The sequence below is a fragment of the Mycobacterium sp. NGS63 genome (genome assembly GCF_059812295.1).
On record NZ_JCALCJ010000015.1, the window covers coordinates 16,270 to 29,164 of the forward strand.

The 12,895-nt window shown below is 69.6% G+C and carries 12 protein-coding genes and 1 pseudogene; 5 read left to right on the plus strand and 8 right to left on the minus strand.

Annotated elements, in window-relative coordinates:
* Both AC5Y4Z_RS25990 and AC5Y4Z_RS25995 read left to right on the plus strand, forming a co-directional pair.
* Positions 1–1,449, plus strand: coding sequence for a class I adenylate-forming enzyme family protein (locus tag AC5Y4Z_RS25990; RefSeq protein ID WP_499967906.1), 1,449 nt, complete (start codon positions 1–3; stop codon positions 1,447–1,449).
* A 9-nt stretch (positions 1,450–1,458) separates the two neighbouring features.
* Positions 1,459–2,172, plus strand: coding sequence for a hypothetical protein (locus AC5Y4Z_RS25995; protein WP_499967907.1), 714 nt, complete (start codon positions 1,459–1,461; stop codon positions 2,170–2,172).
* 85 nt (positions 2,173–2,257) lie between these two features.
* On the opposite strand, the gene AC5Y4Z_RS26000 is transcribed toward AC5Y4Z_RS25995, so the two are convergent.
* Positions 2,258–2,863, minus strand: a complete 606-nt coding sequence (locus AC5Y4Z_RS26000; protein ID WP_499967908.1) for a TetR/AcrR family transcriptional regulator — start codon at positions 2,861–2,863, stop codon at positions 2,258–2,260.
* 59 nt (positions 2,864–2,922) lie between these two features.
* Here AC5Y4Z_RS26000 and AC5Y4Z_RS26005 point away from each other — a divergent pair, with 59 nt between their 5' ends.
* Positions 2,923–4,485, plus strand: a complete 1,563-nt coding sequence (locus AC5Y4Z_RS26005; RefSeq protein WP_499967909.1) for a phytoene desaturase family protein — start codon at positions 2,923–2,925, stop codon at positions 4,483–4,485.
* Between the two features lie 6 nt (positions 4,486–4,491).
* On the opposite strand, the gene AC5Y4Z_RS26010 is transcribed toward AC5Y4Z_RS26005, so the two are convergent.
* The 6 genes from AC5Y4Z_RS26010 to AC5Y4Z_RS26035 are packed head-to-tail and all read right to left on the minus strand — an operon-like array spanning position 4,492 to position 8,192.
* Positions 4,492–5,349, minus strand: a complete 858-nt coding sequence (locus AC5Y4Z_RS26010; RefSeq protein WP_499967910.1) for a lipase family protein — start codon at positions 5,347–5,349, stop codon at positions 4,492–4,494.
* Positions 5,349–5,939, minus strand: coding sequence for a YbhB/YbcL family Raf kinase inhibitor-like protein (locus AC5Y4Z_RS26015; protein WP_499967911.1), 591 nt, complete (start codon positions 5,937–5,939; stop codon positions 5,349–5,351). Before AC5Y4Z_RS26015 ends, AC5Y4Z_RS26010 begins: the two co-directional genes overlap by 1 nt.
* Before the next feature lie 39 nt (positions 5,940–5,978).
* Positions 5,979–6,422, minus strand: coding sequence for an SRPBCC family protein (locus AC5Y4Z_RS26020; protein ID WP_499967912.1), 444 nt, complete (start codon positions 6,420–6,422; stop codon positions 5,979–5,981).
* 36 nt (positions 6,423–6,458) lie between these two features.
* Positions 6,459–7,463, minus strand: a complete 1,005-nt coding sequence (locus AC5Y4Z_RS26025; RefSeq protein ID WP_499967913.1) for a zinc-binding dehydrogenase — start codon at positions 7,461–7,463, stop codon at positions 6,459–6,461.
* Positions 7,432–7,881, minus strand: a complete 450-nt coding sequence (locus tag AC5Y4Z_RS26030) for an SRPBCC family protein (protein ID WP_499967914.1) — start codon at positions 7,879–7,881, stop codon at positions 7,432–7,434. The genes AC5Y4Z_RS26025 and AC5Y4Z_RS26030 overlap by 32 nt, the downstream gene beginning before the upstream one ends.
* A complete protein-coding gene (locus tag AC5Y4Z_RS26035; RefSeq protein ID WP_499967915.1) occupies positions 7,878–8,192 on the minus strand; it encodes an ArsR/SmtB family transcription factor in 315 nt (104 codons plus the stop codon). Before AC5Y4Z_RS26035 ends, AC5Y4Z_RS26030 begins: the two co-directional genes overlap by 4 nt.
* Positions 8,193–8,262: 70 nt before the next feature.
* On the opposite strand from AC5Y4Z_RS26035, the gene AC5Y4Z_RS26040 reads away from it, so the two are divergent.
* Both AC5Y4Z_RS26040 and aceA read left to right on the plus strand, forming a co-directional pair.
* Complete coding sequence (locus tag AC5Y4Z_RS26040) at positions 8,263–8,967, plus strand: MBL fold metallo-hydrolase (protein ID WP_499967916.1); 705 nt, start codon at positions 8,263–8,265, stop codon at positions 8,965–8,967.
* A 199-nt stretch (positions 8,968–9,166) separates the two neighbouring features.
* Complete coding sequence (aceA, locus tag AC5Y4Z_RS26045) at positions 9,167–11,455, plus strand: isocitrate lyase ICL2 (RefSeq protein WP_499967917.1); 2,289 nt, start codon at positions 9,167–9,169, stop codon at positions 11,453–11,455.
* Between the two features lie 9 nt (positions 11,456–11,464).
* On the opposite strand, the pseudogene AC5Y4Z_RS26050 reads toward aceA, so the two are convergent.
* Positions 11,465–12,895 (minus strand): annotated as a pseudogene (locus AC5Y4Z_RS26050) (PPE family protein); the annotation flags it as partial.

Below are 12,895 nucleotides of genomic sequence, written 5' to 3' on the forward strand. Positions count from 1 at the left end.
ATGAACACCGGGACGATCCTCGACGCCGCCGCGACCGGCGAGCCCGACCGGGTTGCGCTGATCATCGACGGGCGCGCCACCAGCTACGGCGAGCTCGCCACCACGGTCCGCGGGTGCGCCGCCGGCCTGGCCGACCGGGGCGTGCGGGCCGGCCAACGCGTCGCGGTCGTCGACAACGGCAGCGTGCTATCGATCGCCACGATGCTCGGGGCGGCGCGCATCGGCGCCGCGGCCGCGCTGATGAATCCCGCGCTGACGCCCGCGGAGCTGCGCGGGCTGCTGACGAACGCCGGCTGCGCCGACGCGGCGGTGGCGGGGGAGCAGTACGCGCAGCGGGTCCGCGACGCCGGCGCGCCGGCGGTGCTGACCGCCTCGGACCTGACCGGTGGGCCGGCTGCCCCTGATGCCGAGGTGCCGGTCGCGTCGGCCGACGGCAACGACGCCCTGGTGCTGTTCACCAGCGGCACAACGGGATTGCCGAAGGCCATCGGCATCAGCGGCCGCCGGCTCACCGACCGGATCAGGGGAATGACGCCGCCGTACCAGCCGGGCACCAAACCCGCGGTGGGAATGATGTGCGTCCCGTTCTTCCATGTCGGCGGCGCACTGGGGACGCTGGGCAGCCTGTACTCGGGCCACACCTCGGTGGTGCTGCCGCGCTTCGACGCCGGCGAGTGGCTGCGGCTGGTGGCGGAGCATCGGGTGGCGACCACCTTCATGGTGCCGACGATGCTGCAGCGCATCCTCGACCACCCCGACTTCGCGCGCACCGACCTGACGTCGCTGGTGGCCATCGCGTACGGGGCGGCCGCCGCGCCAATCACGTTGGTGCGCAGGGCAATGGCCGCGCTGCCGCACGTCGCGTTCGCCAACGTGTTCGGCCAGACCGAGACGCTGGGGGCCTACACGACGCTGCTGCCCGACGATCACCGCGACCCGGCCCGTGCCGGTTCGGTCGGCCGGCCGCTGCCCGGGGTCGAGGTGCGGGTGGTGGACCCCGCCACCGGCGACGACGTCGAGCTTGGCACGGTCGGCGAGCTGTGGGTGCACACCACGCAGAACGTCACCGAAGGTTGGCTGCGCACCGGCGATCTCGCCCGGCTGGACACCGACGGCTACATCTTCCCGAGCGGCCGGCTGAGCGACACGATCAACCGCGGGGGAGAGAAATTCGGTCCGGTCGAGGTGGAGGAGGCGCTGCGCAGCCATCCGGCGGTGAGCGACGTCGCGGTCGCCGGGGTCGCCGACGACGAACTCGGCCAGCGGGTCGGCGCCGCCGTCGTGGCTTGCGCCCCAGTGACATTGGAGCAGCTGCGCGCGCATTGCCGCGAGTTGATCGCCTACTTCAAGCTGCCCGAGCGGCTGGCGGTCGTCGACCAGATCCCGTACAACGCGACCGGCAAGGTCAGCCGGCGGCAGATCGCCGCGCTCATCTCGGACGAGACCTAGGACGTCGCAGTGCTGTTTCTTCACGAGACCCATCAGGTGGTCGGCGCGCGCGAGCAAGACTTCGAGGCCGCCTACCGTGACGGCTGGATGCCCACGCTGGCCAACGACGACGACGCCCGGCTGCTCTGGTACACCAACCACGCTCACGGCTCCGGGCTCGCCTACAACGTCGTCACCATCACCGCGATCAGCGACGGCGCGGCGTGGGAGCGCCTGGCCCGCCGGGCCCAGAGCGGGGACCTCAAGCCGTGGATGCGCGAACTGGACAACCTGCGCCACGAGGTGTCCGGAAAGATCCTGCTGCCGGTCGACTGGTCGCCGATGCAGACCGTCGACCTGGCCGGCGTGCCCACCACCGGCCAGACCCACCCGCCGACGATGTTCATGGAGGACACCGGCTGGCCCCACGCGGCGCTGGATGACTACATCCGGATGTGGGACGAGATCTACTACCGGGTGCTGTCCAAGGCGCCCAGGGACCGGCGAATCCTCGACATCCAGGCCTGCTTCCAGGTTGCGCACGGCAGCTCACGCCGGCGAGAAGCGGTGCTGTGGCAGAAGATCGAGGACTTCGACAATTACGCGGCGCTGGTGCGCCTGCTGACCACCGAGACCGCCCCCGAGCACAAGCGGCCCGGCAGCTACATGGTCGAGGCGCTGAAGTTCCGCGACCAGTGGGAGAGCCGGCTGCTCCGCACGTCAACGTGGTCGCCCCTGTACTAGGCCCCGCGGCCGAGTGTGAATTTCGCGACGCGACACGCGGTGGAACCGTCGCGGGATGCACATTCGGCGAGCGCGACGCCGAGACTCAGGCGAGCGGCGCCAATCCCGAGCGAACGACGTCCAGGCTGGCGGCCACCAGCTCGCCCAGGTCTCCGGTGCAGCCGTTGCGGCCCCAATTCTCCACCGCCACAACGAGGGCTGCGGCCAGGGCCGATCCCGCGACCTCGGCGGCGAGCTCGATGCTCGCGACGTCCGGGTTGCGGCCACGGACGAAGTCGGTGAGCACCCGGGCGAACGACGCCTGCACCACCCGCAGGTGGCCCGCGATGCGTTCGGCGCTGATCAGCTCCGCGCGGGCCGTCGCGGCCTGGCGCACCACCTCGAGGTCGTGCGGGAAGGCCGCGACGCTGGCCAGGACCGCGTCGAACAGCGGCTCGGCGGCCGGGCGCTGCGCGAGCGCCTCGGCCAGCCACTCCACCTGGGTCTCGTAGTCGGAGAACAGCACGGCCTCCTTGGTGGGGAAGTGCCGGAAGAAGGTGCGCTCGGTGACGCCGGCCTCGGCGGCCAGCTCGGTCACCGTCACGTTGGCAAACCCCTTGCGGGCGAAGCTCTTCAGCGCCGCCCGGCGCAGCGCCTCGTGCGTCGACCGGCTGCGCTGCTCATGGCGGTTGGCGGGCTTCGGAACTGACATCTTCCAATTATGTCAGTACTGACATATTCTTGTCACGCGCCGACCCGAGGAGGACACTGATGACCGGCTATGACGCGATCGTGGTGGGGGCCGGGCACAACGGGCTGACGGCGGCCGCGGTGTTGCAGCGGGCGGGCCTGCGCACGCTGTGCCTGGAAGCCAATACCTACGCCGGCGGCATGGCGGCGACCGTCGAGCTTATCGACGGGTTCCGCTACGAGATCGCCGGTTCGGTGCAGTTCCCGACGGCGAGCCAGATCACCAAGGACCTCGGCCTCGACACCCTGCCCACGGTGGAACCGGACGTGATGTCGACCAACATCGGCGAAGCCGGCGAGGAGCCGATGGTCTTCTACCGCGATCCCATCCAGCTGATGACCCACCTCGGCGAGAAGCACGGCATCGAGGCGGTCACCGGCATGGCCGAGCTGATTGCCTGGAGCCAGGGGCCGGCGAAGGCCTTGGGCCGCTTCGACGTTCGCCAGCCGCCCAAGACCTTCGACGAGATGTATGCCTGCGCGGCCGACGACGCCGAACGCCGCGCCATTCACGAGATGCTGTTCGGCTCGGCGATGGACGTGATCGACCGCTACCTGCCCGACAAGGACAAGCACGCGGTGATGCGCGGGATGCTCGCATTCTTGGCCGTCAACTCCACCTATCGCGGCCCTTACACGCCGGGCAGCGCGACCTGCCTGGCGTTCGCGCTGGCGGTTCCCGACGACAGCACCGCGATGATGACCAAGCTCAAGGGCGGCATCGGCGCGCTGACCGAGCACCTGCGGGAGCTGTTCGTCGCCCACGGCGGCGAGCTCCGGTTCCGCGCCAAGGCCGAGCAGATCCTCGTCGAGCGGGGCGCGGTGACCGGGGTGCGGCTGCGCGACGGTTCGACGATCACCGCCCCGATCGTGGTGTCCAACCTGTCGCCCGATGTCACCCTGACCGGGCTGATCGCCCCCGAACACGTTCCGGCGCAGCTTGTCTCACGCGTGTCGGGCCGCGACCACCGCGCCTCGTTCGTGCAGCTGCACTTCGCCCTCGACGGGCTGCCCCGGTTCGCCCCGCCGTATGAGTTTTTGAACGAAGAGGGCATGCAGCAGTCGGTCGGCATCTTCGGCTCGCCGGAAGAACAACAGCTGCAATGGGAAACCTGCCGCCGGGGCCTGATCCCGGACAACCCGTCGCTGGGACTGCAGATCCCGTCCGTGCACGACCCCGCCATGGCGCCGCCCGGCAAGCACGCCGCCAGCGCGTTCGCCTACGCCTTCCCGGTCGAAGTCGACCGCGAACAGCACGGCCACCTGAAAAACGAGATGGCCCAGCGTGTCATCGACAAGCTGACCCGGTTCGCCCCGAACTTCAAGGACATCGTGATCCGCCATATCACGTTTGCGCCCTACCACATGAACACGATGTTCGCCGCGCCCGACGGCGACTTCTGCCACGGGCTGCTGCACCCGGACCTGATGGGGCCCAACCGCCCCGGGCCCAAGGGGTTCCTCGACTGCCCGATTCCGATCGAGGGCCTCTACCTCGGCGGCGCGGGATGCCATGGCGGGCCGGGGATCACGTTCACCCCCGGCTACAACGCCGCCTATAAGGCGCTCGACGACATGGCCTGAGCCGCTTCAGGGCTGGCAGGCCGGCTCCAAGGCAAGGACGGCGCCGCCGGACTGCAGCGACAGCAGGTACAGGTAGGTGGCGAGCGAATGCTCGCACGCCACCGTGTACTTGACCAACACCTTCGGCGGCAGCGGCACCAACCGGATCGGGTTCAGCTCGTACGGGTTGAGCACGTGCTCGTAGTCCAGGGGCGGCGGCAGCGCGGGGACGATGTCCAGCCGATTGGCGATGCGATAGGAGTCGGTGACCACCTGGTCGTAGGTGCCGGCGAACAGCGCATCGCCGGTGCGCGGACTGCCATAGGTGTAGACGGCGGGCTGCGTGAACGTCGTGTTGGCCGCCACGTCGAGGGCGAGCAGCGTCGCCAGGGCCCCGCCGAGGCTGTGCCCGCAGATCGTCACCGAGTTGACGGGTTGGGGGAACACGAGTTTCGGCAGCGCGTCGACCACCGTCGGCGAATCCGGCTGCGTCCCCGTCCGCAGCGACTCGTACATGATGGTGAAGCCCTCTTCGGTGTGGCCGGCCCCGGCCAAAAACGGGCAGGGCACCTGGAAGAAGTCGGCGTCGTGGATCCACTCCAGGATCCCCTCGGTGCCGCGGAGTGCGACCGCCACGTCGCCGGTCTTGTCCGCCTGGCAGATCAGCCCGATCGACACCTCGTCGCCGGCCCGGGCAGGGTTCATGTCGGTCGCCAGGTCGTTGGCGTAGATCGTGGTGACGACGGTGTAGTCGATGCCGCCGGCGCTCAGGGGCTTACCGGCCGCGTTGGTCAGGTCGCCGGGCGACGTCGCGTAGGTCGCGTCGACCAGCTGCGCGAATTGTATTGCCCGCGTGATGTCCAACGCCGGCGCCGCCGCCGGCATCAGGAGCCGAACGTTCCGGTGTACTGCGCCTGCCCGTTCGCTGCCCGCGTGATCGCCTGTACGGCTTGCGTCCCCGCGAGTCCCGGGGCGAGCTGGTAGGTGGCGGGCAGCTGATAGAGGGTGAACCGGTAATGGTGCGCCCCGGTGCCCGCGGGCGGGCACGGCCCGTCGTACCCGGCCTGGCCGGCCGAGTTGGGCAGGCTGCTGGCGCCGGGCGGGGTCTGGCCGTCGGCGGTGCTGCCCGGGCCGGGCGGGATGCCCACCACGATCCAGTGGATGTAGGGCCCGCGAGGGGCGTCCGGGTCGTCGACGACGAGCGCCCCTCCCTGCGGCGCCGACCACGTCAACGGCGGCGCCACGCCGGCGCCCTTGCAGGTGTACTGCGCCGGGATCGGGGCGCCGTCGGCGAACGCGGGACTGCTGATCGTCAGCGGGCCGCCGGCGGGCGCGTCGGGGACGCTTCGGCCGAGGGTCGTCACCTTCGGCGACTGCGGGGCCGTCATGTGGCTGCCACCGCCGCCGCCGCAGCCGGCCAGCGCGCCCACGAGCGCCAGACCTCCCGCGACGCACGCGATTCGTGTCGGTTCCATACACAAAGTGTCGCGCGCGAAAGCTGGCTCCGGAAGCGCCTACTTGCCGCCCTTGACTTCGAGCACCCGCTTGCGCAGGCCGGCGGTCGCCGTTTCCATCAGCCCCTTGGCGCCCCGTTTGACCAGGAAGCCGGGGATCGGCACCGAGGGTTCCACGGTGAGCTCGAAATTGACCCGGGTGGAATCGCCTTCGGGCGTCAGCCGATAGCGGCCCTCCTGCGCGCGTTGTTGTTTGGCGCTCACCAGCGACCAGCTCACTCCGTCGTCGTGAACGGTGTAGTCCAGCACCTGCTCGTCGGTGACGCCCACGATCTTGACCGCCTGCCGGGATTTGGTGGGGTGGCCGTCGTCGTCGCGCTCCAGGACTTCGACCTTCTTGTGGAACGACGACCACTGGGTCAACGACTCGAGGTCGAACAACACGTCCAGGATCTCGTCGGGCGTCGCGTCGATGACGACTTCGCGGGTCTCGGTGATAGCCATAGGGGACAAGTAGCCGTTGCCCCGACGCTAAAAACCTCAGGGCACCAGCACAACCTTGCCGACGTTCTCCCGGGCGGCCAGGATCCGGTGCGCTTCGGGCGCCTCGGCGAACGGCACCGCCGCATGCACGACGGGGGAGATGGTGCCGTCGTCGAGCGCCTTGGCCAGCGGGGTGATCCAGGGCTCGAGCGTGCCGCGGTCGTCCCACAGCCGCAGCATGTTGAGGCCGATCACCGCCTTGGACTCGGAGAGCTGGTCGAGCAGGTTGAACCCGCGCAGCATCGTCAACGCGTGCGGCGCGGCCGCGCGCAGCGAGCGTTTCTCGCCGTGCTGCATGTTCGAAATGCCGTATCCCACAAGCCTTCCGCCCGGGCGCAGCAGGGCATAGGAGCGCCGCAGCGAGGTGCCGCCCAGGGCGTCGAGCACCAGATCGTACGGGCCCAGGTCCTTCCACCAGCCGTCGCGGCGGTAGTCGATCGCGCGGTCCACGCCCAGCTCGGCCAGCTTGGCGTGCTTGCCGGGCGACGCGGTGCCGTGCACCTCGGCGCCGGCGGCCTTCGCGAACTGGATGGCCGCGATACCGACGCCGCCGGCCGCGGCGTGCACCAGGACCCGCTCGCCGGGGCGCAGCGAACCGTACCCGTGCAGTGCGGCCCAGGCGGTGGCGTAGTTGACGGGAACGGCGGCGCCCTGCTCGAAGCTCAGCGCGTCGGGCAGCCGCACGGAATCGCTCGCGGCGACGTTGACGGTCTCGGCGTAGCCGCCGAATCGGGTGCCGGCCAGCACCCGTTCGCCGACGCGCCCGCCGTCCACGCCGTCGCCGACGGCCTCGACGGTCCCGGCGACCTCGTAGCCCACCACCGCCGGGAGTTTCGGCGCGTCGGGATACAGGCCGACGCGCGCCATGTGATCGGCGAAGTTGACCCCGGCCGCGCGCACCGCGACGCGCAGCTGTCCCGGGCCCGGCGGCGGCGGATCGGGCCGCTGCTGGACCGCAAGCACCGACGGGTCACCGTGTTTGGTGATGACGACTGCGCGCATCGCGTTCTCCTTGGTTTTGGCCGGCGGTGTGGGCGAGGCGGGGCAGCACGACGTCGCGCCAGCCGGGGCCCATCCGGTCGAACGCGTCGGCCATCCTCGTGTCGTCCAGGTCAAACCCGCTGTGTTCCAAGAACACTCGGGTTCCGTTGCCCTCCGGCTCGAGTCGCCAGGTGAGCGTCCAGGCCGCGGTGAAGGTGTAGACGAAGCGGCGCGGGGGATCGACCTCGAGCACCTTGCAGGGCTGCCTGCCGTAGCCGGGCATGTCCAGCGTGAACTGGTGGCCGACGACGGCGGCCACGTCGCCCTCGACCCACCACAGTCGCAGCAGCTCCGGTTCGGTCAGCAGCCGCCACACCTTCGCCGGTGGCGCCGCCACGAACTGGTCGACCCGGATCGTGGCGAGCGGTCGTCCCGTCATTCCAGCCCCTCCGCGGCCTCGGCGAGCCCGCCCAGCCGGGCCCGCCAGAACTTCTCGAACGGATGCAGCCACTCGCCGAGCTCCGCCAGGGGTTCCGCGGTCAGGCGGTAGATGCGCCGGCGGCCCTGCGGCTCGTCGGCGACCAGCCCGGCGTCGCGCAGCACCTTGAGGTGTTCGGCGACGGCGGGCCGGCTGAGCTCGAACCGGTCGCTGAGTTCGCCCGCGGACTCCGGCCGCCGGGCCAGGATCTCGAGCAGTTCGCGCCGCACCGGGTTGGCCAGGGCGAGAAACACGCGATCGGCGGTGGCCACGCCCCGCAATATATGTCGGAGATTCCCGACACGTCAAGTTTTCCCGACATGTTCGGCTACCGTTCGTCGTGTGCATTTCGCGTGGGAGCGGCTGGCCGCCGGCGTGCATCGCTGCCGCCTGCCGTTCTGCGACGTGACGATCGGCCTGGTGTGCGGCCGCGGCGGGGCGCTGCTCGTCGACACCGGCACCACGCTGCGCGAGGCGGCCGCGATCGACGCCGACGTCCGCCGGATCGCGGGGCGCCCGGTGACCCATGTTGTGTTGACCCACAAGCACTTCGACCATGTCCTGGGTGCCCCGGCGTTCGCCGGCGCGGAGGTGTACTGCGCGCCCGCGGTCGCCGACTACCTGTCGTCGGGCACCGACGAGATCCGCGCCCACGCGCTGAGCTACGGGGCCGACCCCGCCGAGATCGACCGCGCCATCGCGGCCATCCGCCCCCCGCAGCACGCGATCCACGACGCCGTCGTCGACCTCGGGGACCGCACCGTCACGATCGCCCACCTGGGCGCCGGCCACACGGCCTCGGACCTCGTGGTCGTGGCGCCCGGCGACGATCGGATGGCGGTGTTCACCGGTGATCTCGTCGAGGAATCGGCCGACCCGTTCATCGACGCCGACTCCGACGTGGCGGCCTGGCCGGCGACCCTGGACCGGGTCCTCGCGGTCGGCGGACCCCGGGCCGTCTACGTCCCCGGCCACGGGAAGGCCGTCGACGCCGGCTTCGTCCGCCGGCAGCGAGATTGGTTGAGCGCCCGCGGCGCACGGCCCTGAAGCGAGAAACATGTTGTCGCACAAGGCGTTACCGCATCGGATGCCGACCGCAGGCCCCGGCGGCGCCGGACGCCGGAGTACGGCATCGCAACGGTTTCGGCTCGGCTGGATCGACCCGTGATTGAACCAAGGGTTGCGGGGATAAACTCACGTTCAGCGCAAAATCGTGCTGCAGAGTACCGCGGAGGAGCGTAACCCCATGGCCATCATCGAAACGGACAACGAGATCCGTACGCCGTTCGACCAGGACGTTGAGGCTACGCAGCGATACTTCGACAGTTCGCGCTTCAACGGGATCATCCGGCTGTACACGGCCCGTCAGGTCGCCGAGCAGCGCGGCACCATTCCGAGCGACTACATCGTGGCGCGGGAGGCCGCGGCGGCCTTCTACGACCGGCTGCGCGAACTGTTCGCGGCGAAGAAGAGCATCACCACGTTCGGCCCGTACTCGCCCGGGCAGGCCGTCAGCATGAAGAGGATGGGGATCGAGGGCATCTACCTCGGCGGCTGGGCGACCTCAGCCAAGGGCTCCACCACCGAAGACCCCGGCCCCGACCTCGCCAGCTACCCGCTGAGCCAGGTGCCCGATGACGCGGCGGTGCTGGTGCGCGCCCTGCTCACGGCCGACCGCAACCAGGAATATCAGCGGCTGCAGATGAGCGAGCAGAAGCGCGCCGCGACGCCGGCCTATGACTTCCGCCCGTTCATCATCGCCGACGCCGACACCGGCCACGGCGGCGATCCGCACGTGCGCAACCTGATCCGCCGCTTCGTCGAGGTCGGCGTGCCGGGCTATCACATCGAGGACCAGCGGCCGGGCACCAAGAAGTGCGGCCACCAGGGCGGCAAGGTGCTGGTGCCGTCGGACGAACAGATCAAGCGCCTCAACGCCGCGCGCTTCCAGCTCGACGTCATGCGGGTGCCCGGCATCATCGTGGCGCGCACCGACGCCGAGGCGGCCAACCTGCTCGACAGCCGCGCCGACGAGCGCGACCAGCCGTTCCTGCTGGGCGCCACCAACCTCGACATCCCGTCGTACAAGGCGTGCTTCCTCGCGCTGGTCCGGCGGTTCTACGAGTTGGGCGTCAAGGAGCTCAACGGCCACCTGCTCTACGCGATGTCCGACGCCGAGTACGCCGGCGCCACCGCGTGGCTCGAGCGGCAGGGCATCCAGGGCCTGGTTTCCGACGCCGTCAACGCCTGGCGCGAGGACGGCAACACCTCGATCGACGACCTCTTCGACCAGGTCGAGTCCCGTTTCGTCGCCGCCTGGGAGGACGACGCCGGGCTGATGACCTACGGCGAGGCGGTGGCCGAGGTGCTCGCCTTCGGCGAGAGCGAGGACGAGCCGGTCGCCATGAGCCCCGACGAATGGCGGCGCTTCGCCCAGCGCGCGTCGCTGTACGCCGCCACGACCAAGGCCAAGGAATTGGGCGTCGACGCCAGCTGGGACTGCGAGCTCGCCAAGACCCCGGAGGGCTACTACCAGATCCGCGGCGGCATCCCGTATGCCATCGCCAAGTCGCTGGCGGCGGCGCCGTTCGCCGACATCCTCTGGATGGAGACCAAGACCGCCGATCTGGCCGACGCCCGGGAGTTCGCCGAGGCCATCCACGCCGAGTTCCCCGACCAGATGCTGGCCTACAACCTGTCGCCGTCGTTCAACTGGGACACCACCGGGATGACCGACGAGGAGATGAAGGCGTTCCCCGAGGAGCTGGGCAAGATGGGCTTCGTCTTCAACTTCATCACCTACGGTGGGCACCAGATCGACGGCGTCGCGGCCGAGGAGTTCGCCGGCTCCCTCAAGCAGGACGGCATGCTGGCGCTGGCGCGCCTGCAGCGCAAGATGCGCCTGGTCGAATCGCCCTACCGCACGCCGCAAACCCTGGTCGGCGGGCCGCGCAGCGACGCCGCGCTGGCCGCGTCGTCCGGTCGCACGGCGACCACCAAGGCCATGGGCAAGGGCTCGACCCAGCATCAGCACCTGGTGCAGACCGAGGTGCCCAAGAAGCTGCTGGAGGAATGGCTCACGCTGTGGAGCGAGCACTACCACCTCGGCGAGAAGCTGCGGGTCCAGCTGCGGCCCCGCCGCCCCGGGTCGGACGTGCTCGAGCTCGGGATCTACGGCAACGACGACGAGCAGCTGGCCAACGTCGTCGTCGACCCGATCAAGGACCGCCACGGCCGCAGTATCCTGACGGTGCGCGACCAGAACACCTTCGCCGAGAAGCTGCGGCAGAAGCGGCTGATGACGCTGATCCACCTCTGGCTGGTGCACCGGTTCAAGGCCGACGCCGTGTACTACGTGACGCCGACCGAGGACAACCAGTACCAGACCTCGAAGATGAAGTCGCACGGCATCTTCAGCGAGGTCTACCAGGAGGTCGGCGAGATCATCGTCGCCGAGGTGAACAAGCCGCGCATCGCCGAGTTGCTGACGCCCGACCGCGTCGCGCTGCGCAAGCTGATCACCAAGGAGGGGTAGGACCTACCCCTAGTCCTGGTAGAACAGGCCCGACAGCTCGTAGCCGACGTTCTGCACGCCCGAGACCAGGCTGGTCACCGAGAACGGCAGCGTTCCCTTGTTGAGGAACCCGGAGACGCCGCCGCCGAGGTTGTCGAAGCCCGAGATCAGGCCGCCGTAGTTCTGGTAACCGGACCCGCCGGCGAGCCCGCCCAGCGGGTTGGTGTTGAACCAGCCCGACAGGCCCGACCCGTTGTCGCCGAAGCCCGAGTTGCCCCCGGCGCCGGTGTTGAAGAAGCCCGAGGACGGCGCCGTGCTCGAGTTGAAGAAGCCTGGGGCCGACGGGATGTCGAAGCCGGCGACGGTGGTGCTGGGCAGGTGGATGCTCGGCACGGTCAGCGCCGGGGTGGTGAACGCCCCTAGCCCGATGGGCGGGACGGTGAAGGGCTGGGTGGTGACCGACGGCACGTTGACCTGGGGGAGGGTGAACCCGCTCAGCCCGATCGGCGGCAGCGTGTACGGCGTCGTCGTCACCGCGGGCGTGGACACCTGAGGCAACGTGAACCCACCCAACCCGATCGAGGGAATCGTGTACGGCGTCGTCGTGATCGCGGGCGTGGACACCTGAGGCAACGTGAACCCACCCAACCCGATCGAGGGAATCGTGTACGGCGTGGTCGTGATCGCGGGCGTGGAGACCTGCGGCAGTGTGAACGCGTCCAGCCCGATCGACGGAATCGTGTACGGCGTCGTCGTCACCGCCGGCGTGGACACCTGAGGCAGGGTGAACCCGCTCGCGGCGATCGACCCGATCGTCAACTGCGGGGTGCTGATTCCCGGGGTCGTGAAGCCGGGAAGGACAAAGGCGTCCACGCTGATCGAGGGGACGTCGAACCCGCCGATCGTGACGTTCAGGTTCGTTGAAATGGAGAGTTGCTGGATGCTGATGCCGAGGCCGTTGATGGAAATCGGGCCGAGTTGGAGGTAGGCGCCGGGCCCGCCCGACGGTGTGCCTGGATGGCCGACGGGGAGGGTATTGCTGATCACGCCGCCGCCAATTTGCGGGAACACGCCGGGGATACCCGTTTGCAAGTTCAAGAGGTTGTTCGGGAGGAACAGCACGACCGGGACGGTGATGCTGGGCGTCGTTATGTCGAGGTTCAGATACGCCGCCGGCAAGTCGACGACGCCGTTGGAGCCACCGATGGATATCGACGTCAGCGTGATCGCCGGAACGTGCGCCGCGGGCAGACTGAATCCCGTGACCTGGGTGCCCGCCGGGATCGTGATGGGCGGAACGTTGATCGGCGGAATGGTCAGCGTGGGCAGGCCGAACCCGCCGACCATCACGTTCGGCGGCGAGGTCAACGCGGGAAAAGTGAACGACGGCAACGTAATCTGCGGCAGGCCAAACGCACCCACCGACACATTCACCGGCGACGTCAACGCCGGAAAAGTAAA

Bases quoted from the DNA above. Each gene is read 5' to 3' on its own strand.
- AC5Y4Z_RS25990 (WP_499967906.1), top strand. From the start codon at position 1: ATGAACACCGGGACGATCCTCGACGCCGCCGCGACCGGCGAGCCCGAC.
- AC5Y4Z_RS26000 (WP_499967908.1), bottom strand. From the start codon at position 2,863: ATGTCAGTTCCGAAGCCCGCCAACCGCCATGAGCAGCGCAGCCGGTCG.
- AC5Y4Z_RS26005 (WP_499967909.1), top strand. From the start codon at position 2,923: ATGACCGGCTATGACGCGATCGTGGTGGGGGCCGGGCACAACGGGCTG.
- AC5Y4Z_RS26010 (WP_499967910.1), bottom strand. From the start codon at position 5,349: ATGCCGGCGGCGGCGCCGGCGTTGGACATCACGCGGGCAATACAATTC.
- AC5Y4Z_RS26015 (WP_499967911.1), bottom strand. From the start codon at position 5,939: ATGGAACCGACACGAATCGCGTGCGTCGCGGGAGGTCTGGCGCTCGTG.
- AC5Y4Z_RS26020 (WP_499967912.1), bottom strand. From the start codon at position 6,422: ATGGCTATCACCGAGACCCGCGAAGTCGTCATCGACGCGACGCCCGAC.
- AC5Y4Z_RS26025 (WP_499967913.1), bottom strand. From the start codon at position 7,463: ATGCGCGCAGTCGTCATCACCAAACACGGTGACCCGTCGGTGCTTGCG.
- AC5Y4Z_RS26030 (WP_499967914.1), bottom strand. From the start codon at position 7,881: ATGACGGGACGACCGCTCGCCACGATCCGGGTCGACCAGTTCGTGGCG.
- aceA (WP_499967917.1), top strand. From the start codon at position 9,167: ATGGCCATCATCGAAACGGACAACGAGATCCGTACGCCGTTCGACCAG.